This window comes from Pseudarthrobacter sp. NPDC058119 (assembly GCF_042884655.1).
Classification (GTDB): domain Bacteria; phylum Actinomycetota; class Actinomycetes; order Actinomycetales; family Micrococcaceae; genus Arthrobacter.
The window spans coordinates 126,570-152,692 of sequence record NZ_JBHVTN010000004.1; the positions used below are offsets into that span (position 1 = coordinate 126,570).

Consider the following 26,123-nt stretch of genomic DNA (forward strand, 5'->3'; position numbering starts at 1 on the left):
CATTAACCGCGCTTGTCCCCTTAACTATCCACAGGCTTATCCACATGCCCCTGTTAATAAGGTATAGAGTGCCGGGCACGGTGTGGATTCAGGAGTCGCGTTGTTGCTGCTTGATCCGGTTGGTCAGTTCGGTGACCTGGTTGTAGATCACACGGCGCTCGGCCATGAGTTCGCGGATCTTGCGGTCGGCGTGGATGACGGTGGTGTGGTCGCGGCCGCCAAGTTCCTGTCCGATCTTGGGGAGTGACATGTCCGTCAGTTCCCGGCACAGGTACATGGCGATCTGCCGTGCAGTCACCAGGGTCCGGGTGCGGGACTTGCTGCAGAGTTCTTCCATGCTGAGCTTGAAGTAGTCAGCGGTCTGCTGGAGGATCTGGGCGGACGTGATCTCCTGGGCGCCGTCGTCGGTAATCAGGTCCTTCAGGACCATCTCGGCAAGGGCCACGTCGACCGGCTGGCGGTTCAGGCTGGCGAACGCCGTCACCCTGATCAGTGCACCTTCGAGCTCGCGGATGTTGCTGGAGATCTTCGATGCGATGTATTCCAGGGCATCGTCCGGCGCCGACAGGCCCTCGCTGAGCGCCTTCTTGCGGAGGATGGCGATTCGGGTCTCAAGTTCCGGCGGCTGGATGTCCGTCAGCAGGCCCCACTCGAAACGCGACTTCATGCGGTCCTCGAAGCCGGCCAGGAGCTTGGGCGGCTGGTCCGAGGTGATGACGACCTGTTTGTTGTTGTTGTGCAAGGCATTGAAGGTGTGGAAGAACTCCTCCAGCGTCCGGTCCTTGCCGGCCAGGAACTGGATGTCGTCAATCAGGAGGACATCGACGTTCCGGTACGTCGTCTTGAAGCTGGTGCCTTCGTCATCGCGGATCGAGTTGATGAAGTCGTTGGTGAATTCTTCCGAATTTACGTAGCGGACGCGGATCCCGCTGTAGAGGCGCCGGGCGTAATGGCCGATGGCGTGCAGGAGGTGGGTCTTGCCGAGGCCCGAATCTCCATAGATGAAAAGCGGATTGTAGGCCTTGGCGGGCGCTTCGGCAACAGCAACGGCGGCGGCATGGGCGAACCGGTTCGAGGAACCAATGACGAAGGTGTCGAAGACGTACTTGGGGTTCAGCCGGCCGAACTCGTGCGATGTGCTGGGGAGCATAGGCTGCGGCTTCTGCTCGATGACCTGGTCCGGGGCGAAAGAGGGTTCGACGACGTGCTCGGGCTCCTCGTGGATGGGCACCAGGTCGGTGTCCACGTCGATGGCGCAGCGGATGTCTTCGGAGAAAACGTTGTGCAGTGCATCGTCAAGGGCTTCCTTGACCTGGGTCTGGAGCACTTCGCGGGTGAGTTCGTTGGGAACGGCCACCAGGAGCGTGGAACCGATGAGGCCCTGTGCCTGGGCAAGGATGACAAAGCCACGCTGGCGCGGTGATACGCGGTGGTCCTGTTCCAGCAGGCTGACAACCCGGCGCCAGGAACTTCCGACAGTATTGGCGTGGTTGGCTTCGTCTACTGTCATCAATCGGTTCCCTCAAAACTTGCTATGCCTGCATTGCCTGCAGCCCCAAGTCCGGAACCAGGGTGCTGGCCCAGCTTCATCCACAGGGTTATGCACAGTCCGTGGATAATCGGCTACTGGGACACTCTAGGTGATGAAAAGCCTAGAAGATAGCTGGCTATCTGGCTGTGGATAATTACACGGTTGTGGTTCTGTAAGCGCCCCTGTGAGCCACTTCATCCACAGGCTGTTGGGGATACTTAGCAACAGCTGGGGACAGCTGTACGGGACCGTTCCGGTTTGACTCGGGCCTGCAAATTGCCCTAACGTTGTGAAGTCCTTTGTGTCCGCTTTTTGGGCCCCATCTGAACATCCAGGCGCAGTGCGCCTGGGCAGCCGGGGGAAGCGTGCATATACAAAACTTAGCGTCGGCCAGTTCTTCCCCTTACTGATCGGGTGGGCGCACCTTTGATCCACTGGAGTAACTAACGTGAGCAAGCGGACTTTTCAGCCGAATAACCGCCGTCGAGCCAAGAAGCACGGCTTCCGCCTTCGTATGCGTACCCGTGCCGGCCGTGCCATCCTGGCAGCCCGTCGTGGCAAGGGCCGCACCGAACTGTCGGCCTAAATAACTGGCTTATCGGTAGACATTCCCTTGCGAGTTTAAGGTGCTGGCCGCCCGCAACCGCTTGAGGACCCCAACCGATTTTTCAACAACTGTACGTTCCGGTGTCCGCAATGGACGCCGGAACGTAGTGTTATATGCGGCAGCCATTGCTGCTGACGAACCCAGCCGGATCGGGTTCATTGTTTCCAAGAGTGTAGGGAACGCTGTGGTCAGGAACCTCGTTAAGAGGAGACTGAGAGAAGCGGGTGCTGCCTCGTTGCGCGAGCACGGTACAGGACTCGCCATCGTAGTGCGGGCGCTTCCTGCTTCCGCATCGGCCAGCTGGGACCAGCTGCTGTCGGACTACAACGCTGCACTGGAATCTACGTTGAACCGGCTGGCAGGCCGTCCTTCGCGGGCTGCCGCCAGGGGTTCAGCCGGTACAACACAGGAGGGGACACCGCGTGCCTAACGCCACCGCCGTCGTCGCCCGTCTCCGCACCGTGATTGCCGTTGTCGGCAGGTTCCTCTGGAACCTGCCCCGGAACATCCTCATTCTCCTGCTGATGGCCTACCGCAAGGTGGTTTCTCCCTTGTACGGTCCGGTCTGCCGGTTCTTCCCGTCATGCTCCGCCTACGCCCTGGAAGCGGTCACCGTCCACGGTGCCGTCAAGGGAAGCTGGCTCGCCGCGCGGCGCCTTGGCCACTGCCACCCATGGAACGCCGGCGGAGTGGACCATGTCCCCGCCGGCGGCCGGGAATGGCCCGCGGGCCAGACCCCCACAATTGTTGTGCTGAACAATCCGGACAGGTACCTGGTTGCTCGGACTGATGAAGAAGGCCGCAGTGCGGCCTGACGAATAGGGATAAGTATGGACTTCTTTGGAACAATCATGGCCCCGTTCAAGTGGCTGGTTTCCATCATCATGATCGGGTTCCACGACGGCTTGAGCGCCATCGGGATGCCCGCCGCCAATGGCTGGACCTGGACTCTGTCCATCATCGGACTGGTGCTGGTGATCCGCGCAGCCCTGATCCCGGTATTCGTCAAGCAGATCAAGGCCCAGCGCGGCATGCAGCTGCTGCAGCCGGACCTGAAGAAGCTGCAGGACAAGTACAAGGGCAAGACCGACCAGTTGTCCCGCCAGGCCATGGCCCAGGAACAGATGGCCATGTACAAGAAGCATGGGACCAACCCGTTCTCGGCATGCCTTCCCATGCTGATCCAGATGCCGTTCTTCTTCGCCCTGTTCCAGGTGCTCTCCGGCATTTCGCAGGCCAAGGACCAGGGCGCCGGCATCGGCGCGATGAGCCATGAGCAGGTTGTCGAATTCGACGCCTCGAGCATCTTCGGGGCTCCCCTGTCTGCCTCCCTGCTGCATGGCGGCGGAAGCGGCAACCAGGCTTCTGTGTGGATCCTTTCCATCGTGATGATCCTGGCCATGACGGCTTCGCAGTTCATCACGCAGAAGCAGATCATGGCCAAGAACATGTCCGAGGAAGCCATGGCCAGCCCGTTCATGCGACAGCAGAAGATGATGCTTTACATCCTTCCCATCGTCTTCGGCGTGGGTGGCATCAACTTCCCCATCGGTGTTCTGATCTACTGGACCACCACCAACCTTTGGACCATGGGCCAGCAGTTCTTCGTTATCCGCCGGATGCCGACGCCCGGCTCCCCCGCCGCGAAGGCCCTCGCCGAACGCCGTGCCGCCAAGGGCCTGCCGGCCCTGTCCGTCCTGACCGGAAAGCGGGATGAGGCAGCCGACGAGGCCGCGGCCGCCGCAGTTGAGATCAAGGGACAGCGTGTCCAGCCCCAGCGCAAGAACAGGAAGAAGAAGTAATGTCAGCCGAGAGCACCGAGCACGCCCTTTCTGAAGAGATCGACGATCAGGACGAGTCCGTGAACCAGGATGCTTCCACAGCCAAGGGTTCAGCCGCCAGCCGCCTCGAGGAAGAGGGGGACGTCGCCGCCGACTACCTGGAGGAACTGCTGGACATCGCCGACATTGACGGCGACATCGACATTGAGGTCCGCAATGGACGGACCTACATTTCCATCGTTGCCGAGGAAGAGACCGAAGGGCTCGAAGGCCTGGTCGGCGAAGATGGTGAAGTCCTGGAAGCCCTGCAGGAACTCACCCGCCTGGCAGTACTGTCCGCAACGGAGAACCGTTCACGGCTCGTGCTGGACATCAATGGCTACCGGCAGGAACGTACCGGACACCTGCAGAAGATTGCTGAGGACGCCGCGGCTTCGGTCAAGGAATCGGGCAAATCGGTGGCCCTGGAGCCGATGAGTGCCTACGAACGAAAGATCGTGCACGACGCCGTGGCTGACCTCGGCCTGGTCAGCGAGTCCGAGGGCGAAGGCGCAGGACGCCACATCGTCGTTTCCGCAGACTAGTGAATGCCGAACCCTTAGTTATGGTCGACATTACGGCAGCAGAACTGAAGGCTGCTGAGAAGATCTTCGGTGACCGCCTGGAGCTCGCAAAGCGCTACGTGGAGCACCTCGCCACGTCCGGTACCGAGCGGGGCCTTATTGGGCCGCGCGAGGTTCCCCGGCTGTGGAGCCGCCATGTACTCAACTGCGCAGTCATCGAAAGCGAGATCGCGCACGGAAGCCACGTGGCCGACGTCGGGAGCGGCGCCGGCCTGCCGGGCCTCTGCCTTGCCATAGCGCGTCCCGACCTTGAGCTCACCCTTATAGAACCGCTGGAGCGCAGGGTTATCTGGCTTCAGGAAGTTGTCGATGACCTCGGCCTGGACAATGTCACGGTGATGCGTACCCGTGCCGAACTCGCTGTTGGGCAGGTGGAGGCTGACGTCGTGACCGCCCGCGCCGTATCTGCATTGACCAACCTCGCCGGCCTCACCATTCCACTGCTGGGTGGGCACGGCGAAGTGGTGGCCATCAAGGGCCGAAGCGCGGGTGAGGAAATCGAGAAGGCTGCCAAGACCATCCGCAAGCTTGGCGGTGTCGAGACGTCGGTGCTGACCGTGGGTGACAACCTCCTCGAGGAGCCGACGACGGTTGTGCGCATCGTGGTGAACAAGTCCCAAAAGAAGTCCTAATGCGGGCCCGCTGACGGCTGTCAGCAGGCCGGAGCAGTTAGGCTAGACAACGGCAGCAAAATTGGCTGAACGAGAGTGAGTGTGCCCCAGTGACCAGTAGTGAAGCCTCCGCACAACGGATCCCGCCGTTTGTGTCCTTGGGGTCGGCACGTTCTGTCGCTGGATCGGGGCTGGCGGGCATCGCCATGGCTCCCGGCCGCGGTGGTAATCACCCGAAGATGGTTGCTTCACCCTCTCCCGGCAGTGCAGTTTCACGTGAAACAACCTCAACCGGTCGTTCCAACGTTATTGATGCGATCGATGACTCGAGTCCCATCGCCCGGGAACTTGCCCACGAAACCAAAAGGCGTGAGCGATTGGTGGGCCGCAAGCTTCCCCGTCCGGAAAAGACGCGGATCTTCACGGTATCCAACCAGAAGGGCGGCGTGGGCAAGACCACCACGACCGTGAACATTGCCGCTGCCCTTGCTGCAGCAGGACTGAATGTCCTGGTGATCGATATCGATCCCCAGGGCAATGCTTCCACCGCACTGGGCATTGAACACCACGCGGACGTGGACAGCATTTACGACGTCCTGATCAACGACGTTCCGCTGGCTGATGTGGTGGCTCCCTGCCCGGACATCGAAAAACTCATCTGTGCGCCGGCCACGATCCACCTTGCCGGAGCCGAGATTGAACTCGTTTCGCTCGTGGCCCGTGAACAGCGCCTGCGCCGCGCCATCGACGTCTACGCCAAGGTACGCGAGAAGAACGGCGAGGAACGCCTCGACTACGTTTTCATTGACTGCCCGCCGAGCTTGGGCCTGCTGACCGTCAATGCCTTCTGTGCGGCTAACGAGGTCCTGATTCCCATCCAGTGCGAGTACTACGCCCTGGAAGGACTCAGCCAGCTCCTCAAGAACATTGAGATGATCCAGAAGCACCTCAATGCCGATCTTGTTGTATCGACCATCCTGCTCACCATGTATGACGGCCGCACCAACCTGGCCGCACAGGTAGCCGCGGAGGTGCGCCAGCACTTCCCCGACCAGGTCCTCTCTGCTGTCGTTCCCCGCTCCGTACGGATCTCCGAGGCACCCAGCTACCAGCAGACGGTCATGACATACGACCCTTCCTCAAGTGGTGCGCTGTCCTACCTGGAAGCCGCCGCAGAAATCGCCGAACGCTAGAATCTTCAATACCGCAACGCACGGAGCCAGGCTCGTCCCGGTTCTATCACTGGAGGGATTTACCCATGAGCGAGAAGCGACGGGGCCTAGGCCGCGGTCTTGGCGCGCTGATTCCTAGTTCCGCCGCAGCCAATGGGTCTTCCGGTAACGGCGGGGCGGTATCCCGGCCGGTTGATCTGTTCTTCCCCGAAGGCCGAAAGAAGACAGAACCCCTGGATCAGCCCGCAGCACGGGCTGCTAACGGTGCGGACAAGGAAACGGCTGCCAATGCCCCTGCCCGCCGGTCGCCGGCAAAACCAGAGGCTGCAAAGTCCGTGGCCGATAATGATGGTGGCGGGGAGGCCAAGGCTGCTCCCGGTACCGATGCACCGGCCACGAAGAAGGCTCCTGCAAAGAAGGCTCCCCGTGCCGGTTCGAAGCCGGCAGCAGAATCTGCTGCCCCGTCAGCTGTAATGCCTACCGAGCCGGCTGTGGAAGAGAAGGTTACTGCTGGTGTAGATGCTGCTGCTGCGGCTGTTGCTGCACCCAGTGCCGTGGACTCCGGGACGGACTCCGGGGTTGAGCTCGTTGAAGTTCCGGGGGCCCGCTTCGCGGAAATCTCTGTGGCTGACATCCACCCCAACCGGAAACAGCCCCGCAGCGTCTTCGACGAAGACGACATGGCCGAGTTGGTGCACTCTGTACGCGAGATCGGCGTTCTTCAGCCCATCGTTGTTCGTACATCAACCGAAGCTGGTAGTGAACCCTACGAGCTGGTCATGGGTGAACGCCGGTGGCGTGCAGTACAGGCAGCGGGGCTGGATACCATCCCCGCGATCATCAGGGATACCACTGACGACGACCTCCTGCGTGATGCACTGCTGGAAAACCTCCACCGCAGCCAGCTGAACCCCTTGGAAGAAGCTGCGGCGTACCAGCAGCTCCTGGAGGACTTCGGTACCACCCACGAGCAGCTGGCGGACCGCATCGGCCGTTCCCGGCCCCAGGTTTCCAACACCCTGCGGCTCCTGAAGCTCCCACCGCTGGTGCAGCGCCGCGTAGCTGCCGGCGTGCTGTCAGCGGGGCATGCCAGAGCGCTGCTCTCCCTGCCTGATGCAGCGGCAATGGAGCGCCTTGCCCAGAAGATCGTCGCCGAAGGCATGTCTGTCCGCGCGACCGAAGAAGCCGTTACCCTGTACCAGGATCCTGCCAAGCCCGCGAAGAACAACATCCCCCGGCCCGGTGCCAGGCACGAGCGCCTTGACTATCTTGCCTCCTCGCTCTCAGACCGTCTGGACACCAACGTCAAGATCTCGTTGGGGGTCCGGAAGGGCAAGGTCAGCATCGAGTTTGCGAGCGTTGAGGACCTGAACCGTATTATGAATGTCTTAGCTCCTGGTTCAAACAACTGACGCAATGGAAGGGCCCGATTCTCGTGAATCGGGTCCTTTTTTGTTGCCCGCCCCTGCTTCCCCGGCTTCTGGCCTATGATCCAACCTTGGCAGCTCCATCCCCAGACTTGGGATGGAGGTGTGATCCAGGTGCTGGATCAGGTGGATGTGGATATCGGTGCAGTTCCACGTCTTTGGTTATGCTGCCCGCTGTTCTGAAACGTACCGGGTCTCCTCTAGGATCGCAGCGGAGATCTGCCGAGCCCGCGGAAGTCACGGCAGGACGGCCGGTCGGTCATTAGTTCTATCAGAAAGTACTGCAAGCTGCGAAGGGCGCGGTGGGCGACTTTTCACCGATGTGATCCCGGTGCAGTGGTCAGGGTTTCACGTGAAACCCTCTTCACCATTCTGTCAATGACCTGGGAAATGCCGCAGGCACTTGCCACTTTGCGATGCCTGCACGTTTCCCGCGCAGGGATGTTCCGATTTCATCACCACAAGTCGTACATTTTCGATTAGCAGGGACTCTTCAGCCATGAGGCATATCCATCCCGGTCTGCGATAGGGTGTCACGCGAGCTTCCGGCGCTTCTAATGCCCCACTTGGCTCGACAGGCTGCCTGATTAGCCCAGCGACGAGAGGGCTCCACTCCGGTTACAGACTCTATTCGGAGTCCGGTTCCAGCTCCACGGACGTGAAAGACCGCCCAGGTGTACACGGAACCGCGCTAGCTTCGGGGTTCCCCTTCAGCTCAGTAGACATTCACAACCATGGCGCATATCTGCGAAGCAGTCCGTGGGCTTCTGGATACGGATAGTGCGCGTCAGTTCTCACGTAGTCCAATCCCCGGATAGCGATTCACCCGGGTGAATCCGCCACGGCTGATACACCAAGTGCATAAACCGACCAGGACTCCGTAGTGAGACTATATGGATGGATCAGGCGAATGCCGCTTGATAGTGCTCGCTCCGAAAACACCAAAATGACAATAGTGAAGACCTGCTCAGGACGGTAACTCGCGGTCGGGCTGATGAGCGTTTCACGTGAAACAGTTTCTGCGCCAGTTGATGTCCTGGTTACGCCCGTTGTGTCTCAGCCGGTTATGCCCCAGTGTTGGTCGGTTGTGGCTGCCCGTTTCACGTGAAACATCCATGGGACCCTAGTTCACGTCCTAGAACCGGCTCGCGGTCACCAGGCGCACCTAAGATGGAGGCGGCCGCGCCATGGGAAGACGTCGCCACGAAAGCTTCCAAGTTTCAGGCGACCGAAGGGCACGTCAAGATCAGACGGGTCCATGCACGGACAGCCAGTCGACGAGGACGCAGCCCGCGCGGGCGTCCGGCTCCTCCGACAGGTGTGTTTCACGTGAAACATGCCGGGCCGGCACCCCGATGACCGGTGCGTCATCCGAAAACACTATAGCGGTCGCCCGTGCTCGCTTCGTTCTGTTTACGCCTATAAAAGGCAGTCATCGGGGTAAGCCTAGCTAGTCTGCCGAGCCGATGCGCCCAGTGGCTCTGATGCCATACTGGGCACGGCAGCGTCAAGTTTACCCCGAGGCTAAAGATTCGCGATCCAGCTGTCCCGTGGGATTTGATTCGACTGCCAATCGTCGCCGGGTGGGCCTAACGCCGGGTGATATCAGGCTGTGCATGTATTCAGCCGAGCGGCGCCCCACCGTTTCACTGTCGGAGTCACGTCCCGCACCACCGCCAGGCATTGCAATGCAGGGGTGGGAGGAGGCGTCTGTGCTTCTGGACCCAGTTCGTTGCACGGGAGGCAGGCAGCCCGCCCATGCATAATTCGTACGGCCACGGCGTCCGCCCCATCCCCCAACCCAACTACCTTCCATGAACGGGCTCTGAAAGGACCATTGCCTCCAGGAGGTTCGCGAAGTCGTGCCACTCGGAACATCACCCAAGGTTGCCGGCCAGGTCGGTGGCATCGCGCTCGTACCTTGCCTGGCGGGCGGGCATTCGGTTCGATCGCCGACAGTGCGAACGGGTGCGAGGCTGTTCGCTCAAGGTCGATCCGATGGGGTGTTGTGGGGCACACAAAGCGGTGGATATCCCTGTGGATAACTTTGTGGAAACATTCGCTGCCGAGAGTGCAAAGCCGTTCGGCTGACCTACTCCAGCTCCCCGGGTTCGTGGTCCAGGGACAACAGGAACACTGTGGCTACGCCAAGCCAGCCGTCCGTGTTGCACGTGAAACGGGTGCTCTGGTGGGAGGAGTCTCCTTCTGAAGGGACTTTTCAGCCGCTATTTGTTACTTTCTCGGTCAACGGAGCGCGAATTTTTCGGTTGATCCCGTAGCAGCGAATCTCCTTCCATTCGATAGGGTCGAGCTAAAGGTCGCTGCTGCCTCATCACGGGTCCGTTCCGCCATGTCGTCACCAGGTCGTCCAAGTGAGGTGCCTGTGGATAAACCTGTTGATTGATGGCGACCTACCTGTGTACAAGCCTGTGGATAAACTGACCTTCCATTTGGGCGATTGAGGCCGCCTCAGTCCTTCGGCTTGCCGTCTCCGCTGCCCTACATCGACGCCTTCGCCGCGCTCCGACCGCTCCTGGGGCCGACTTCGTTGGGACGGCACATCCTCTATAAACGCTGCATCCTGGCTCATATCCCGTCTTGGAGGGCTGACCAGTATCCGCCAGCGGAGCGCACTCCTTGTGGTGCTGTAGAAAGTGCACGAAGCTTCGAAGAAGCAATGGTGCTGGTCGGTCTGGCGTCCACAGAGGTACCGGTGATCGGCAGTCTGCATTCCCATCTCTGCTATTTCCTTCGAAGCGACACCTTGTCGTGGCGGCGCAGAGCCGAATGCGCTTTACCGCCTGCTTTACCCTCTTGCAGAGATGAGTGGACCGCCAGCCTTCGAGTGGCCGCGTTTGTGTCATCGGACTGTTTACTGCCCCGGCTCGCAATGTTCTGGCTCTCCCCCTTCGCCAGGCGAACGCGCTGTGGCCGCCATACCATTCTGGGCCGTTTCACGTGAAACATTCGTGGGTCTAAATGATGTTTCACGTGAAACCTCTGCCGAGGCTGTAACATCCGCGGTCACTATGAGGCGGGGTGAGATCGTAGCGGTGACGGCTTGTGTCACCATTCCGTCTCCGTTTCGAACAAGGGCTATCGTCTAGTCACCCGCTGCACGTTTAGGCCCAGAGCGGCGCCGTGGACACGGTGTCCGAGAGCCTCGGTCAGGCCATCAACGGCCGGCCCGCATGTCCAGGTTCTTGCGAAACCAGGGGTGAGACCCTATGTCGCTTGTGGCGTGTGTGCTCCTGGCGGCAACGGGTGGGGCGGGCATGCGCAAGGATCCTGCAGCGCCATTAGTCGCTTCTTTGGTGCTATGGCGGGTGAGTATCTTCGCCCGACTCGCCGGCGGATGCTCTCATTCCTTGGTTTCAATCGACTCGTCCAGCGCTTCTGATTCTGTGTATGGCAAGGTCTGGACACTCGGGAACGAAGCAGTCAAGTGCGAATGTCCAGCTAGCCTCTCGTGCCAGTCCTGAGCCCAGTCTTCACATTGCCTGCACGAATCCGAGCAGCGTCGGCTAAACCGCGGCATTGGGCCGCCAGCTCGTCAGAGCACATCCCATGCCCTCCCGGCCCCTACCGCGGCGCGGGAAGGTGCACTGAGAGAATGCGCGTCCTAGGGTCTGTTGGTCGTGGCGGGGCGGTGAACCAGTCATGGTGATCCGAACTCAATCTCTAAAACGGCTGTCTTCCTAGGTCCCCACAAATTGCGGCTTGGTAGCGGAATTTAGGTATCCGTGGCTTCCTAAGCAGCTCAAAGCTCAGCTCTACCCTTTGTTTCACGTGAAACCCCCGGCCGCCTGGGCTCGCCTTCGAACTAGAACCGACTGTGAGCGCCGTATTTTCTCACCGGCGAACGCTCTAGGCGCGGTTCTGCGCCTAGGCGTCGTGTGCCTGGGTTCTGTCGTACCGTCCTAAAGGGCGGCACAGGGGTATTACGTTACACAGTGCCTGGAGTGCGCGTCGGCGCAAAGGTGCGGAGGAACTGTGGCGCCCGAGTCCAAATACAGAAAGGTCTTATGACGCCTGCGCAGGAAGCCAATGACGCCGAACCCAGCGTTTCACGTGAAACATGCCGCGTGTGAGGGCAATGCGCCCGCCTCATTATTGGTTGCGAACAGGGTGGCGTGCCATGCCGGACCTCTTACCGCCGCCAGTTGAATCCTATCTACCTAGCCAATGAGGGGGCGAAAGCACAAAAAAGTGGCCACCGCCAACGGGCAGTGACCACTTTTCCATGTCCTCCCTGTTCATCAATCACAGGGACGCTCAGTGTCAGGACAGAACGTCGGAGAATTCCTTTTCGAAGAACTGCTTCGGCTTGGCCCCGACAACAGTGCTTTTCACCTCGCCGCCCTGGAAAAGATAAACAGCCGGAATAGAGGTAATGCCGTACTGAGCAGCAATGGCCGGGTTGTCGTCGACGTTGACCTTCACGACGTCAACCTTTTCGCTGTACTCCCCTGCGATCTCGTCCAGGATCGGGCCAAGCTTGCGGCAAGGTCCACACCATTCAGCCCAGAAGTCAACGATGACCGGCTTGTCGGCAGAGAGGACATCGGTATCGAAACTTGCGTCAGTTACATCTTTTGCGTTGCTCATAACCTTCTCTTTCTTTTCAAACTACGGTGGCGCAAATTAAGCGGGCAGGTCGGCAAGATAGTGCTCGACGTCGATTGCTGCAACACAGCCGGACCCCGAGGCGGTAATAGCTTGGCGGTAGGTAGGGTCGACAACGTCGCCGGCAGCGAAGACGCCCGGAAGGCTGGTCCGGGAGCTCCTCCCCTGCACAGCGATGGTTCCCTCCGGAGTCAGGTCCAGGACGTCCTTGATGAGATCAGTCCGGGGATCGTTACCAATGGCTACAAACACTCCGGTCACAGCAAGTTCAGACAGTGAACCGTCCACGAGGTTCTTCAACCGCAGGCCGGTTACCTTGTCCGCGCCCAGGACGTCATCAACGGTGCTGTTCCAGACGAAATTGATTTTTTCGTGTGCGAGTGCGCGGTCGGCCATGATCTTGGACGCCTTAAGCGAATCACGGCGGTGAACAACCGTTACCGATTTCGCAAACTTGGTGAGGAACAGAGCCTCTTCCATGGCGGAGTCGCCACCACCAATGACGGCGATGTCCTGGTCCTTGAAGAAGAAACCGTCACAGGTTGCGCACCAGCTAACGCCGTGTCCTGAGAGGCGCTTTTCATTGGGCAGTCCCAGTTCCCTGTAGGCAGAGCCGGTGGAGAGAATGATTGCCCTTGCCTTGAAGGTCTCCCCCGTTGCAATGGTGACCGTCTTGACGGGTCCATCGAGTTTGAGTTCAGTGACATCCTCAAACTGGATTTCCGTGCCGAACCGGGCCGCCTGCTTCTCGAAGTTCTCCATCAGGTCCGGTCCCATGATGCCCTCCGGGAACCCTGGGTAGTTCTCCACGTCCGTGGTGTTCATCAGTTCGCCGCCGGCGGTTACCGATCCAGCCAGCAGCAAGGGCTTCAGGTCTGCCCTGGCAGTGTAGACGGCTGCCGTGTAGCCCGCCGGGCCTGAGCCCACAATGATGACGTCGCGAACGTCCGACGCCGACTTCTCTTCGATGGTCACTGGACCGTGAACCTCTTCCTTGTTCGACTCGCCTCCCCTTGGAGGCCGGCCACATGGCACAACTGTGTCCGCTTGCTGAATATTCCAGCGCCCATGCAATGTGGGCCATCCTGCAGCACAGAGGAAGTCCAGCCGTTACAAGGCGCACTGCTCCCAGCGTACATTCTGGTGCGGCGCCCCCGAAGTGCAGCACCAGCCCGCATGACGCTGGTGGTGGACTGCTACTGGACCTTGATCTCGGCGAGCCGCAGGCCGTAACCGTAGCGGGTCTTTGGCGCTGCAAGCTTGGGGAGCGAATTAATGGAGATGATCACATACTGCGCCTGGACAGGTTCCGGGAGGGGCATGTTCAGGTCAGCGGACGTGAAGCTGTTGGTTCCCACGGACTTGGCCCCGTCCAAAGACGGACGGTCGTTGGTGTAGACCGTGATGTTACCGCCGGAGCCTCCGAGCTGGGACAGCGTGATGGAGGAGACGGTGGCAGTGCCCTTCAGCTTCACAACGAGCGGGACGCCCTGGGGAGCCAAACCGCCCCAGTTCTCGGTAGCGAATTCCATGTCGGACCAGTAGCTGGCGGCGTTTCCGTCGTAGGCCTTGACCAGGTCACCATCGAACGTGGCCGCGAAATCGAAGTTGCCCTGCCGGCTGACACTCTCGATAACCGGAGGGACAGCCGGTGGAGCTGACGGGCTTGCCTGCGTTGCCGGTGCCGAGTTCTGCGCAGCATTGCTGGTCACGGGGGCAGCCGTTGGCTTGGCCTGAGGTTCCGAGGTGAAGAGGCTGCCAAGATTGGTGACCGCGAAGATCAGGCCCGCGATCAGGACTACAGCCAACAGGCAGCCCACCAGCCAGCGCATGGAACGGGGCTGATTGTTGGCTTCGTCCCGGTCATCGTCGTAGTCATCCCGGTCGGCAAACGACACACCAGCTGCTGCGGGGGCTGCCGCACGGGCAAAAAGCGCGCCCTTGCCCTTAACCGGTCGCTCGTCCTCCGGGGCACCATCGGAGTCCTCGTAAGGGTCGTGGTCTCCGGACTGCGCGTAGTCGTCATTGGACCACAAGGACACCTTGGGCTTCTGGTCAGCAGAAGGCTGCTGTTCCCCAGCAGGCTTCCTGGTCGGAGCGGCAGTATCGTTCGGTCCGGTGTCCGCCTTGGCAGCGACGGCACGTCCGGACTCGGTTGCAGCAGTGTGCGCTACAGGTTGGGCGGCAGTGGCGTCCGGATCAATACGTGAGGCACCTGCGGCTGCGGCACCGGCTGCCGCCGCACCCGCGGCAGCAGCCCCGGCACGGCCCTGGGAAGTGGCCTGTTGGGCAGCCGGCCGGACCGGCGGCTTGGGCGGAACGGCGGGCGCTGAACGCTCGGGGGCAGGCCGCTCAGGGGCAGAACGGTAGTTATCAACCTGGTTGGGGTGAGAATCGGCGTAGCTGATGTAGCCCGCCTCGACGTGGTCTTCCTCGTCGTACGGTTCGGGCTCGTTTGACCGTGCCTGTCCGAAGATCTCGCTGCCCAGGGTATCCGTGAAGAACGGTTCAACGTATGGCGGATTCGGCGCCACCACAAGATCCAGGAGGTCGGCAGCCGAGGTGTGGTTGGTGATGAGGTAGGTGGCATCCTCGGTGACGCCAAGATCCAGCACCTGCACAGTGCCCGGACGTTCGCCGGTGGCCACTTCGCGGGCGCTCTGGGCAACCTGTTCCGTGTTCTCCGGTCCGGCGACCAGGATGCTGACCGGACGGTTGAGGACCTGGTCCACACCGTCCAGCACCAGATCGTGGTCGTGCGAGGCCAACACTGTGGCGGTGACCTTGTAGCGGCCGCCCAGTACTGATCCGACATCGATCGGGTTGGACACGTGTTCCTCCTAGACTGTCCGGGATTTGCCGGCCTCAATGACGCAACCGCTTTCCAGGTGCCGCTCGCACGGCCCGGCCTGAATGCAACTACCCCTGTATCTGTTCGATCCTAGCCGATCCGCCCCGGACGGCTGCGGAGAAGACGGCCGCCACAGGCTGCGGAACCTACTTTTTGCGCCTGCGCCGGGTACTGAAAAATGGGTTCTCGCCGGCCTTGCCCTGGTACGTCCTGCGGCCCGGGAGCGGAATCTGTTCGCTGAGCAGGCCACCGCGGGCGGTGCTCGGCTGGTCCTCGCCCGGCAGGTAGGAGCTGTCGGCAGCCTGCCGCGTGCCGCCGTCGTACGTGTCCTGGCGCCTGCCCGTGCGCTGGGGGTCCGGCCCGGCACGGAATGAGACGGCGTCGAACTCGCCGGAAATCCTTGGGATGAGGCCGGTGTCCACCGAAGTGGTGGCCCGCTCGGGCTGGTTCCCGCGGGCTGGGGATCCGTCGGAGGGAGAGGACGACGGCGCGTCCCCGGCATCGGCGGAAGGGCCGCCGCGGCCCAATCTTCCCAGCAGGGGACGAAGCATGTCGCTGAGCTCGGACACACGGAAAACGCGGAGGAGCAGGAAGTAGACGGCCAGCATGACCGGCCCGACGACGATGAGCGTCACGAGTGCTTGGAGGCGGCCGCTCCAGGCGAAACCGTCCGGGTTGTAGCTGCCCATGAGCCACAGGGCGCCGGCGCCGGCGATTGCAGAGCCCAGGGCCGCGTACCCCATCCGGATGTACGAGTTGGCGATCCGGGCGCCGTCCAGGTGCCCCAGCATCCGGCGCAGGAATACTGCGCTGATAACCACAGAAAGGATGTTGCCCACCATGTAGAGGACGGCGATGGCATAGATGATCTGGCCCACCGGCAGGAACTGGATGGCGAACGCACCGGCCACGTAGACCACGGCCAGGAGAAGTTGCACGTAGAACGGGGTGCGGGCGTCCTCGTTGGCGTAGAACACGCGGGACATCATGAAGTTGGCACTCATGAAAGGGGTGCTGAGGGCCAGGATGGTCAGCGTCTGGGCCAGCATGACGCCGTCCTGCACCTTGCCGCCTGAGAAGAACATGCCCATCGGACCGGCGAGGGCAAACAGCGCCAGGGCACCAAAGACGGTGGCGACGGCCATGGTCCGCAGACCGTGCGAGAGCGCATCCCGCAGTTCCACCCGGTTGCCCTCCTGGGAGGCCCGGGTCATCCGGTTGAACAGGACTGTGGCCAGGGACAGCGCGATGATGGAGTGCGGCAGCAGGTACAGCTGGCTGGCCACCTCCAGGACGGCGTTGCCCGGGAGGGTGGCGGCGGCGGGGTCGCCCGCCTCCTGCAGCCGGATGCGTTCGGCGCCGGGAATGGTGGCGATGCGCATGACGTACAGGAATGCCAGCTGCCCGACGGCGGCGGTCAGCAGCGTCCACACGCTCAGCTTTGCGGCGTGGCCAAGTCCCACGCCGCGCCAGCCGAACTTGGGCCGAAGTCCCAGTTTCAGCCGGAAGACGGGTACCAGCAGGATCGCCGTCTGGGACAGCACGCCAATAGTGGAGAACCCGGCTACCAACAGCGTCTGCGTGGAACCCCAGTTGTCCAGGGTGTGGGGGCTGAACTCGTTGGTGCCAAAGATCCAGATGAACATGCCCAGGCCGGCGATGGCCACCACGTTGTTCAGGATCGGTGCCCACATGGCAGGGCCGAACGCGCCGTTGGCGTTCAGGACCTGGGTGAGCAGGGCGTAGAGCCCATAGAAAAAGATCTGTGGCAGGCACCAGAAGGCAAAGGTGACGGCGAGGGTCTTCTGCTGGGGCGAGTACCCTTGCGTGGTCAGCTCGATGACCCCCGGCGCCGCCAGGGTGACCAGCGCCGTCAGGCCGAACAGGAGCAGGACAGCCAGCGTCAGCAGCCGGCTGATGTAGTCCGCTCCCCTGTCCGGAGCCTTGCTGGCCTTGATGATCTGCGGCACCAGCACGGCATTGAACACGCCGCCTGCCACCAGCAGGAAGATCAGGTTGGGCAGGTTGTTGGCGTTGATGAACGTGTCATTGACCGTCGAACCCAGGCCCAGGGCGGTACCCAGCATCCAGGTCTTGCCAAAGCCCAGGAAACGCGACACGAGCGTCCCCGCGGCCATGATGGCGCTGGAACGGGTCTCGCTGACGCCTGCTGCTGCAGGCTCCGTAAGGTCCGGAGCGGCCGGCTCAGGGGGGACGCCGTCGGGCGCGGCGTCATCGGGCCGGCCGGACCGGTCGGAAGGAAAGTTGGTAGCTGACATCGACTTCATCGTCTCACCCGCGGGCACTTAACACCGCAATGACAACGGCGGCGTCCGGGCTTACAGGTGTCCGGGAAGGACCTCGCGGGCGAGGTCGGCGATGCGGCGTTCGTTGGGGAAGGACAGCTTCCGGGCCAGCTCCTGGATGGGCACCCAAGCCACGTCCACGGCTTCCTGGTCGGGATCGTTTTCGATGGTGAGCTCACCGCCCGTGGCACGCAGGAGGTAATGGTGCACGGTCTTGTGGACCCGGTGGCCGCTGACGGTGAACCAGTAGTCGATGCTGCCCAGGGGTGCCAGGATGGTGCCCTCGATGCCGGTTTCCTCGGCAATTTCCCGGACCGCGGCCTCCTCGTTGTTTTCCTTGCCCTCCGGATGCCCCTTGGGCAGGCACCACTCGAGGCGTCCACCCCTGTTAAGGCGGGCGATGATCGCAACCCTCAATTCGGCGTCGGACGTGTCCACCACCACGCCGCCGGCCGACACTTCCTCAACCGTTGGCAGCGATGCCGGTGCCGACTGCTGGACAGGGGCAACGTGCGCACCTATTGCTGACGGCAACGGTGCGTTTGTCCTCCTGCCTGGAGCGCTCGGTACTGGATGGGCCATGGAGTCCACTCTAACGACTGTTGCCCTCCCGTGATGACCGGAACATGACACCAACATGGACGGGATATGACGTACTTTCCGGAGGGGAACGTGAATCCGGCGGATCGTGACGCTTTTTTGGACTGCCAAGTCGCTGGTTTCTGCCAAGCTTAAGGAACTATGGCGCACGCACATCACAAGATTGATTCCCACACTGTCGACTTCAAGGTCCCCCCGGTGGTCCTGGAGCTCGGGCAGCGCTTCGTGGACGCCGGCCACGAACTGTCCCTGGTGGGCGGTCCCGTGCGCGACCTCTTCCTTGGCCGGACCTCCCCCGACCTCGACTTCACCACTGATGCCACCCCGGACCAGACCGTGGCCCTGGTCAAGAAATGGGCGGACAACTTTTGGGAGATCGGCCGCGCGTTCGGCACTATCGGCATGCGCAAGGCCGGTTTCCAGATCGAGATCACCACCTACCGGGCAGAGGCCTACGATCCCGACTCCCGCAAACCTGTGGTGGCGTTCGGCTCCTCCCTGACCGACGACCTGCTGCGCCGGGACTTCACCATCAATGCGATGGCGCTGAAACTGCCGTCCATGGAACTGGTGGACCCCTTCGGCGGTGTCCGCGACCTCCACGCCTCCATCCTGGCCACGCCTGGATCGCCGGAAGCGTCCTTCTCAGATGATCCGCTGCGGATGATGCGCGCCGCCCGGTTCGCCGCCCAACTGGGCGTCACGGTCCACGACGACGTCCGCGACGCCATGACCGGCATGGCAGACCGGATCAAGATCATTTCCGCGGAGCGCGTACGGGACGAGCTGGTCAAGCTGGTCTGCGGGGCGCGGCCGCGGACAGGCATCGACCTCCTGGTGGACACGGGGCTGGCCGAGCATGTGCTGCCCGAGGTGTCCGCCCTCCGCCTCGAATCCGACGAGCACCACCGGCACAAGGACGTCTACCAGCACTCCCTGCAGGTCCTGGAACAGGCAGCCGAACTTGAAACCGACACGGACGGCCCCGTGCCCGGGCCGGACTTTGTGCTGCGTTTTGCAGCTTTGATGCACGACGTCGGGAAGCCGGCTACGCGCCGTTTCGAACCGGGCGGCGCGGTGAGCTTCCGGCATCACGACATGGTGGGTGCCAAGCTCACCAGCAAGCGAATGAAGGCGTTGCGGTTCGACAATGACACCACCAAGGCCGTGGCCCGGCTGGTGGAGCTCCATATGCGCTTCTACGGTTACGGCGACGCCGGCTGGAGCGACTCCGCCGTCCGCCGCTACGTCACCGACGCCGGACCGTTGCTGGAGCGGCTGCACCGGCTGACCCGTTCCGACGTCACCACCAGGAACCAGCGGAAGGCCGAACGCCTGGCCTTCGCCTACGACGACCTCGAGTCACGGATCGCCGCCCTGCGTGAGCAGGAGTCGCTGGATGCGGTTCGACCGGACCTGGACGGGGCGGCCATCATGGCCCTCCTGGACCTCAAGCCCGGCCCCGTGGTGGGCCGCGCGTACAAGTTCCTCCTGAATGAGCGGATGGAGCACGGACCGCTGCCCACGGAGGAAGCGGAGGCGCGCCTGCTCCGCTGGTGGGCCGAACAGCCTGAATCAGCACCTGCCGGACCGGGGGCCGAAGCCTCTCCCGCCGTCGTCGAACCTTCACCCGTTGAGGAGTCCAAATGACCAGCCCCGCCCTTGCCCCGCGCCCCCAGCTCTGGATCCTCCGCCACGGTGAGACCGAATGGTCCAAGAGCGGGCAGTACACCGGCCTCACGGACCTCCCGCTGACCGTTGAAGGTGAGCAGCAGGCCGTGGAGGCCCGCAAGGTGTTGGACGGCGTCGATTTCGACCTGGTGCTCACGTCCCCGCTGCGGCGCGCACGGCGAACCGCCGAGCTGGCAGGATTCCCCGATGCCCGGCACGAGCCGCTGGCAGTGGAATGGAACTACGGCGACTACGAAGGCATCAGCTCCGACCTGATCCGCAAGGACAACCCCGACTACCTGATCTGGACCCACGGCGTACCCAACGGCGAGACGCTGGACGAGGTCGCCGCCAGGGCTGACAAGATCATCGGCCGGATCCTCGAATCGGGAATGGACAATGTGCTGATCGTGGCACACGGGCATTTCTCCCGGATCCTGACCGCCCGGTGGCTGGAATTGCCGCCTGCGGAGGGACGGCACTTTGTCCTGGGAACAGCCAAAGTCTGCACCCTGGGATGGGATAAGAAGACACCCGCTATTGTCCGTTGGGGCCTCTAGGAACATAAATTTCGGAATTTGTGCCTTTTCTTCCCGAATTGCTGGCAATTCACGGAAACCTGCGGTACTTTTATTCCTGACCCCATGGTGACTAGCCGGGGCCACCGGCCGCATCGCAAAACACGCAGCGGACAGCAGAAAAGGAGGTTGGGAAAATGATGACTTTGACTGGCGAATGGAATGCCCTCATCAATGCGTTCCCGGCCTTTGCTGATTCCGCACGCATTGCCTCAGATGCCCCGGACACCTGGCGCACAGCCGCCTTCCCGGGCCTGCGGCGCCGCTAAACGGCACCAGCCTTCCGGTCGGACCCCGCAAGGGCTTCCGCCCGGACAGATGTCCGGTAACGGAAAGCTTCCCGCTGGTACTTTGACGGCCCATGGCATCACTCCTGCCTTGCCGCCGGACTGTCCCTGCCCAAGCCCCACGCAGCCGGCATAGGTCAATTCCGCCGCAGCTTCTCTAATTTCCAGGTTTCCGCTTGCGCTGATTCCTGCCATTAATCTGCATTTCTTTTATTGATTGCAGATACCTAATTACTGCCATGTTTTTTTATGCCCAAAAACGGCGCTGATTTGTCATGCCCTTTTGTTGATCCTAAAGAAAGGAGGTGGTTGCCTTGATGCAACGAATCATGAGACTCCTGTCCCGTCCCCTGCAGCACCGCGGTTCCCTGAACAGCGGCCTGCTGGAACAGCATCGAAACGACGTGTTCGTGCTGATGCACCAGCAGGTTGGCGGCCTGCGCTGACGGCCGGCCCCGGTCCCGCGGGAAGGGGCCGGCTGTAAGCTCGAACCCATGCACGAGACCCAGCCGCCGGAGGATGGTCGACGGCCCCGCATCGTGGTGCCCAGCCGAAGCGACACCCTCCTGCGGAATTTCACCGAGGTTATAGGCGGCCCACTGGGGTCGCGGACGGATCCGGGAGTCGTCACCCCTGGCATCTTTACTGTGGAGCGGGTGCTCATAGCCCTCACCGCGCTGGCAGCCCTGCTGGGGATCCTGCTGAAGGGTTACTGCAGGGTCAACGGGTGGGAGACGCCCACGCAGTTCTATGCCACCTGCTACTCGGATTTTCCGGAGCTGTTCCGGAACCGTGGCATGGCGGCGGGGGTCTTTCCGATCGTGGGCAGCGGCAGCTTGTTCGAATACCCGGTGCTCATTGGATTGATCGCGGGCGTCACGGCATGGTTTGTCCCGGGAGGGGATGCCAACACCCAGGCGCTGGCCTACTTTGACATCAACGCCGTGCTGCTGGCGGCGGCAGCCATGGTTACCGTGCTGGTGACTGCCCGGATGCCCGGCCGCCGTCCCTGGGACGCCGCCATGGTGGCAGTAGCGCCGGGCATCGTGCTGGCCGGGACGATTAACTGGGATCTCTGGGCTGCCTGCATGCTCGCGCTGGGCATGTACCTATTTGCCCGGCAGCGCCTGGTCCCCGCCGGGGTGCTGATCGGCCTGGCCACCGCCACCAAGCTGTATCCCCTGCTGGTACTGGGGGCCATCCTGCTGCTCGCGGTACGGACGGGTCGATGGCGCCCCCTTCTGGTTACCGCCGGGAGCGCCGCCGCGGCGTGGGTGGTGGTCAACCTCCCCTTCGCCCTGGCGAACTTTTCCGGCTGGACCTATTTCTTCCAGTACAGCGCCGACCGGGGCGCCGGATACAGCTCACCGTGGTTTGCCTACAACCTGCTGGCGGACAGACTGGGCTGGTCCAAGCTGGGTGCCGAAGGCGTCAGCGTCCTGTCGGGTGGGTTTTTCGTGGTGGCATGCCTCGGGATCGCCGCTGTTGCCCTGACAGCCCGTCGCCGCCCGCGCCTGGCGCAACTCACATTCCTGATCGTGGCTGCCTTCATCCTGACCAGCAAGGTCTATTCCCCGCAGTACGTGGTGTGGCTCATCCCGTTGCTGGCGCTGGCCAGGCCGCGGTGGCGCGACTTCCTGGTCTGGCAGGGCGTCGAAGCCCTGCATTGGGCCGCCATCTGGATGTACCTTGGTCAGGTGACCAGCGCAGGTTCCTCCCAGCACAACCTGGACATGCCCTACTACGTCCTGGCTGTGGCCGCGCACATGGCCGCAGTGGGCTACCTCATGGCCCGCGTCGTCTGGGATATCTACGATCCCGCGTACGATCCCATCCGACGGCACCACCTCGACGATCCCCACGGCGGACCGTTTGCCAACGCACCGGACCGGTTCCGGCTGAACCCATTCCGGCCGGCCGCCTCGCTGCTTCCCTCGAAAGCAAGGTCCCATGCCTGATGTCGCGGTAGTAGGTTCCGGTCCCAACGGACTTTCGGCGGCAGCGGTCATGGCACGGGCCGGGTTGTCGGTGGAAGTCTTCGAGGCAGCCCCCAAAATTGGCGGCGGCACCCGGACCACGGAACTCATGCAGCCGGGACACTTCCATGACGTCTGCTCCGCGGTGCATCCAATGGCCGTGGCGTCCCCCTTCTTCCGCGCCTTCGAGCTGCCCCGGCGGGTGGAGCTGGTCACCCCGGAAATTTCCTTCGGGTCACCGCTGGACGGCGGCCGCGCGGCCTTGGCCTACAAGTCCCTGGACAGGACGGCAGCGGAGCTGGGCCAGGACGGCCCCGCATATCGGCGGCTCATGGAACCGTTGGTCAGGCATATCGACGATGTCATGGACTTCACGCAGAACCAGCTCCTCCGGATGCCCCGGAATCCCCTGGTGGCCGCCGTCTATGGGCTGCGGACAATGGAGCAGGGGACCGGGGTGTGGAACGCCCGGTTCCGGGACGAACTTGCCCCGGCACTCCTCAGCGGTGTGGCCGCCCACGCCATTTCCCATTTGCCCTCCCTCGCAGCCTCCGGCGCCGGTCTCATGCTCGGCGCCCTTGGCCACGCCGGCGGGTGGCCCATCCCCCGCGGCGGCTCCGCATCAATTGCTGAAGCACTTGCCGACGACATCAAGGCGCATGGCGGCATCATCCACACCGACGCGCCAGTTGACAGGCTGGAACAGCTTCCGGCCTCCCGCGCTACCCTGCTGGACGTGGCGCCCCGGGGGCTGCTGGACATGGCGGGACAATCCCTTCCCGCCCACTACCGCAGGGCGCTGGAGCGCTTCCGCTACGGCAACGGCTCCTGCAAGGTGGACTTCATCCTGTCCGGGCCGGTGCCGTGGCAGGCAGCCGGGCTCTCCGACGCGGGGACGGTCCATGTGGGCGGCACGCGGGCTGAACTCGCGCGCTCGGAGAACGAGGTCAGTGACGGACGCCACCCCGAACGGCCGTATGTGCTCGTGGCGCAGCCGTCCCGCTTCGACTCCAGCCGCGCACCGGAAGGCCGGCATATCCTGTGGACCTACTGCCATGTGCCGTCCGGCTCGACCAAGGACATGACCAGCCAAGTGGTGGCCCAACTGGAACGGTTCGCGCCGGGCTTCCGCGACCTCGTGGTGGAATCGCACGCCATCACCGCTGCGGAACTGGCTGACTACAACCGCAACTACATCGGGGGCGACTTCAGTGCCGGGGTGATGGATGTGCGCGGACTTGTCCAGAAACCGGTGGTGTCCCCCGTCCCGTGGCGGACACCCCTGCTGGGTGTCTACCTGTGCTCGTCCTCGACCCCGCCCGGTCCCGGTGTCACGGGCATGCCCGGGATGCACGCGGCAAAGTATGCCCTCAAGGACATCTTCAAGCTCCAGGTCCCGGATCTCGGACTGTCCTAGGCCCCGGGAGGGCCACCACCGCGGGCGTGGCGCGGCCCACCTCCGGTCCGGGGGATAATGGCGCGATGGGGAAATCAACAAAACTTTCGCTTGCCGTAGCTGCGCTCATTCTCGGGACCACGCTGGTGGCCTGCGATGACGGAAAATCCGGGGCGGAAGCTGCCGCGCAACAACTGGCCGGTGCGGTCTCCGCGCTAGATGTAGGGTCTGTGCCCTTCGAGGGCAAAGACGCCGCAGCGGCGAACGACCAGCTGCACCAAGTCTTCGCGGCCCTGGACCCGCAGAAGCCGGAAGTCCAGGCAGGCGCCCTGACGCTGGATGGAGACAAGGCGTCCGCGCCCTTGAACTACACCTGGAAGTTCGGCGACGCGGAGTGGAAATACACCATTGCAGCGAACTTCAAGAAGTCCGGTGACAAATGGGTGACCATCTGGGACCCCGCCCTCCTGGCGCCAGGCCTGGCGGACAGCGAGATTGTGACCAAGGGATCCCAGTCCCCCCAGCGCGCGGACATCCTTGGTGCCGGAGACGTCCCGCTGGTGACCTACCGCCCCGTGGTGAACGTAGGCATAGACAAGCCCCAGCTCGGCACCGCGGACCCGGCCGATTCTGCCGGCAAGCTGGCGGCACTGGTGGGAGTGGACCCTGCCGCCTACGTGCAGCAGGTCAAGGCGGCAGGGGCGCAGGCCTTCGTTTCCGCCATCACGCTGCGTGAAGAAGGCCGCACCATCTCCGACGAGCAGATCGCGGCCATTCCCGGCGCCCGCGGCATCCCGGCGTCGATCCCCCTCGCCCCGAGCAGGACGTTTGCCCGCGCAGTGCTCGGATCGGTTGGCGAAGCCACCGCCGAGCAGATCGAGGCGTCCAAAGGTGTCCTCAGTGCCGGTGATGCCACCGGTATCGGCGGACTCCAGCAACAGTATGACGAACAGCTCCGCGGCTCGGACGCGGTGGTCATCCGCGCGCAGCGGGCAGACCTGACCCGCGAACAGATCCAGTCGGCCGGTACGGACCCACGGCGCGTTCTCTTCCAGGTGGCGCCCAAGCCCGGGACGCCCCTGAAAACCACGCTCGATCCGCGGCTGCAGTCGCTGGCTGAAACCACCTTGGAAAAAGTGGGGCCGGCATCGGCCATTGTGGCCCTCCGTCCCTCCAGCGGCGCCGTGCTGGCCGCAGCTTCGGGGCCGGGCAGCAACGGCTACAACACGGCCATGCTGGGGCAGTACGCCCCCGGGTCCATCTTCAAGATGGTGGATTCCCTGGCGATGTTCCGCAACGGAATGACTCCGGACTCCACCGTCCAGTGCACGCCCACGCTCAACGTTGATGGCCGGACCTTCAAAAACTCTGAGGGCTACCCCGAAACTTCGCTGGGTGCGGTCACCCTGCGCGACGCCTTTGCCCACTCCTGCAACACCGCCTTCATCTCGCAGCGCGACTCTGTCTCGCAGGCCCAACTTGAAGCGGCAGCCACGTCCATGGGAGTGGCGGTTGAGGCACCCAAACTCGGCGCGGAAGCATTCCTGGGTTCCGTCCCCGGCGAAGCCCAGGGCACGGAGCATGCGGCATCCATGATTGGCCAGGGCAAGGTGCTGCTGTCCCCGCTGGCCGCCGCGATCATGGCCGGCTCGGTCGCCAAAGGCGCCCCGGTCTCGGCGCAGCTGGTCCTCAACCCCGACGCCAGTGCTCCCGCCGCCGGAACAACAGCCGGTTCCACCGCTCCAGCAGCCGAAGCATCGGCGACGGCCACCGCTGAGGCGCCCTCCACGGCGTCGGACAAGCCCATCACCGCCGCGGAGGCGGCAGCGCTGGCCGACATGATGCGCGCCGTGGTCACGTCCGGGCACGCGGGCTTCCTGTCCAGCGTCCCCGGCGCACCGGTGGGAGCCAAGACGGGAACCGCCGAATTCGGAACCGAGAACCCGCCCAAGACCCACGCCTGGATCGTGGCCGTCCACGGTGACCTGGCCGTGGCCGTGTTCGTGGAGGACGGCGGCCTGGGCGCCACCACCTCCGGTCCGTTGCTGAAGCAGTTCCTCACCGCCGCCGGCTAGGAAGC

General features: G+C 62.9%; 21 protein-coding genes. 15 read left to right on the plus strand and 6 right to left on the minus strand.

What is annotated here, in order from left to right:
* Window positions 1-88: 88 nt before the first annotated feature.
* A complete protein-coding gene (dnaA, locus tag ACFVTD_RS10585; protein WP_387562068.1) occupies window positions 89-1,510 on the minus strand; it encodes a chromosomal replication initiator protein DnaA in 1,422 nt (473 codons plus the stop codon).
* 469 nt (window positions 1,511-1,979) lie between these two features.
* Between dnaA and rpmH the strand changes: the two genes are divergently transcribed.
* From rpmH to ACFVTD_RS10625, 8 genes are all read left to right on the plus strand, one after another.
* Entirely contained in the window at window positions 1,980-2,117 is a 138-nt protein-coding gene (gene rpmH / locus ACFVTD_RS10590; RefSeq protein WP_003800212.1) for a 50S ribosomal protein L34, read from the plus strand.
* Window positions 2,118-2,157: 40 nt separating this feature from the next.
* Complete coding sequence (rnpA, locus tag ACFVTD_RS10595; protein WP_141158804.1) at window positions 2,158-2,568, plus strand: ribonuclease P protein component; 411 nt, start codon at window positions 2,158-2,160, stop codon at window positions 2,566-2,568.
* Window positions 2,561-2,953: a membrane protein insertion efficiency factor YidD gene (gene yidD, locus ACFVTD_RS10600; RefSeq protein WP_387562072.1), complete on the plus strand. Its 393-nt coding sequence runs from the start codon at window positions 2,561-2,563 to the stop codon at window positions 2,951-2,953. Before rnpA ends, yidD begins: the two co-directional genes overlap by 8 nt.
* Window positions 2,954-2,968: 15 nt before the next feature.
* On the plus strand, window positions 2,969-3,940 hold the full coding sequence (gene yidC, locus ACFVTD_RS10605) for a membrane protein insertase YidC (protein ID WP_387562075.1): 972 nt from the start codon (window positions 2,969-2,971) through the stop codon (window positions 3,938-3,940).
* Window positions 3,940-4,503 carry a protein jag gene (locus ACFVTD_RS10610; RefSeq protein WP_387562078.1) on the plus strand — a complete coding sequence of 188 codons (564 nt, stop codon included), beginning with the start codon at window positions 3,940-3,942 and terminating at the stop codon, window positions 4,501-4,503. Before yidC ends, ACFVTD_RS10610 begins: the two co-directional genes overlap by 1 nt.
* Window positions 4,504-4,523: 20 nt before the next feature.
* Window positions 4,524-5,174 carry a 16S rRNA (guanine(527)-N(7))-methyltransferase RsmG gene (gene rsmG, locus ACFVTD_RS10615; RefSeq protein ID WP_387562081.1) on the plus strand — a complete coding sequence of 217 codons (651 nt, stop codon included), beginning with the start codon at window positions 4,524-4,526 and terminating at the stop codon, window positions 5,172-5,174.
* An 89-nt stretch (window positions 5,175-5,263) separates the two neighbouring features.
* A complete protein-coding gene (locus ACFVTD_RS10620) occupies window positions 5,264-6,346 on the plus strand; it encodes a ParA family protein (protein ID WP_387562084.1) in 1,083 nt (360 codons plus the stop codon).
* Window positions 6,347-6,411: 65 nt separating this feature from the next.
* The gene (locus ACFVTD_RS10625; protein WP_387562087.1) at window positions 6,412-7,737 is read left to right on the plus strand and encodes a ParB/RepB/Spo0J family partition protein; all 1,326 of its coding nucleotides are present in this window, start codon (window positions 6,412-6,414) and stop codon (window positions 7,735-7,737) included.
* A 4,296-nt stretch (window positions 7,738-12,033) separates the two neighbouring features.
* On the opposite strand, the gene trxA is transcribed toward ACFVTD_RS10625, so the two are convergent.
* The 5 genes from trxA to ACFVTD_RS10650 all read right to left on the minus strand — a co-directional run bounded on the left by trxA (window position 12,034) and on the right by ACFVTD_RS10650 (window position 18,069).
* On the minus strand, window positions 12,034-12,360 hold the full coding sequence (trxA, locus tag ACFVTD_RS10630) for a thioredoxin (RefSeq protein WP_387562090.1): 327 nt from the start codon (window positions 12,358-12,360) through the stop codon (window positions 12,034-12,036).
* A 36-nt stretch (window positions 12,361-12,396) separates the two neighbouring features.
* On the minus strand, window positions 12,397-13,353 hold the full coding sequence (gene trxB / locus ACFVTD_RS10635; RefSeq protein WP_387562093.1) for a thioredoxin-disulfide reductase: 957 nt from the start codon (window positions 13,351-13,353) through the stop codon (window positions 12,397-12,399).
* Between the two features lie 221 nt (window positions 13,354-13,574).
* Window positions 13,575-15,209 carry a discoidin domain-containing protein gene (locus ACFVTD_RS10640; protein WP_387562096.1) on the minus strand — a complete coding sequence of 545 codons (1,635 nt, stop codon included), beginning with the start codon at window positions 15,207-15,209 and terminating at the stop codon, window positions 13,575-13,577.
* A gap of 166 nt (window positions 15,210-15,375) precedes the next feature.
* Entirely contained in the window at window positions 15,376-17,508 is a 2,133-nt protein-coding gene (murJ, locus tag ACFVTD_RS10645) for a murein biosynthesis integral membrane protein MurJ (RefSeq protein WP_387562099.1), read from the minus strand.
* Window positions 17,509-17,568: 60 nt separating this feature from the next.
* A complete protein-coding gene (locus ACFVTD_RS10650) occupies window positions 17,569-18,069 on the minus strand; it encodes an NUDIX hydrolase (RefSeq protein ID WP_306632433.1) in 501 nt (166 codons plus the stop codon).
* A 207-nt stretch (window positions 18,070-18,276) separates the two neighbouring features.
* Between ACFVTD_RS10650 and ACFVTD_RS10655 the strand changes: the two genes are divergently transcribed.
* From ACFVTD_RS10655 to ACFVTD_RS10685, 7 genes are all read left to right on the plus strand, one after another.
* Window positions 18,277-19,785 carry a CCA tRNA nucleotidyltransferase gene (locus ACFVTD_RS10655; protein WP_387562102.1) on the plus strand — a complete coding sequence of 503 codons (1,509 nt, stop codon included), beginning with the start codon at window positions 18,277-18,279 and terminating at the stop codon, window positions 19,783-19,785.
* Window positions 19,782-20,366, plus strand: a complete 585-nt coding sequence (locus tag ACFVTD_RS10660) for a histidine phosphatase family protein (protein ID WP_387562105.1) — start codon at window positions 19,782-19,784, stop codon at window positions 20,364-20,366. The genes ACFVTD_RS10655 and ACFVTD_RS10660 overlap by 4 nt, the downstream gene beginning before the upstream one ends.
* A 155-nt stretch (window positions 20,367-20,521) precedes the next feature.
* Window positions 20,522-20,653, plus strand: coding sequence for a hypothetical protein (locus ACFVTD_RS10665; RefSeq protein WP_387562108.1), 132 nt, complete (start codon window positions 20,522-20,524; stop codon window positions 20,651-20,653).
* Window positions 20,654-20,988: 335 nt separating this feature from the next.
* Complete coding sequence (locus ACFVTD_RS10670) at window positions 20,989-21,117, plus strand: hypothetical protein (RefSeq protein ID WP_387562111.1); 129 nt, start codon at window positions 20,989-20,991, stop codon at window positions 21,115-21,117.
* A gap of 48 nt (window positions 21,118-21,165) precedes the next feature.
* Window positions 21,166-22,629 (plus strand): glycosyltransferase family 87 protein, encoded by a 1,464-nt coding sequence (locus tag ACFVTD_RS10675; protein WP_387562114.1) that lies wholly within the window; start codon window positions 21,166-21,168, stop codon window positions 22,627-22,629.
* Complete coding sequence (locus ACFVTD_RS10680; RefSeq protein WP_387562117.1) at window positions 22,622-24,064, plus strand: phytoene desaturase family protein; 1,443 nt, start codon at window positions 22,622-22,624, stop codon at window positions 24,062-24,064. Before ACFVTD_RS10675 ends, ACFVTD_RS10680 begins: the two co-directional genes overlap by 8 nt.
* 65 nt (window positions 24,065-24,129) lie before the next feature.
* Window positions 24,130-26,118: a penicillin-binding transpeptidase domain-containing protein gene (locus tag ACFVTD_RS10685; RefSeq protein ID WP_387562120.1), complete on the plus strand. Its 1,989-nt coding sequence runs from the start codon at window positions 24,130-24,132 to the stop codon at window positions 26,116-26,118.
* Window positions 26,119-26,123 lie beyond the last annotated feature (5 nt).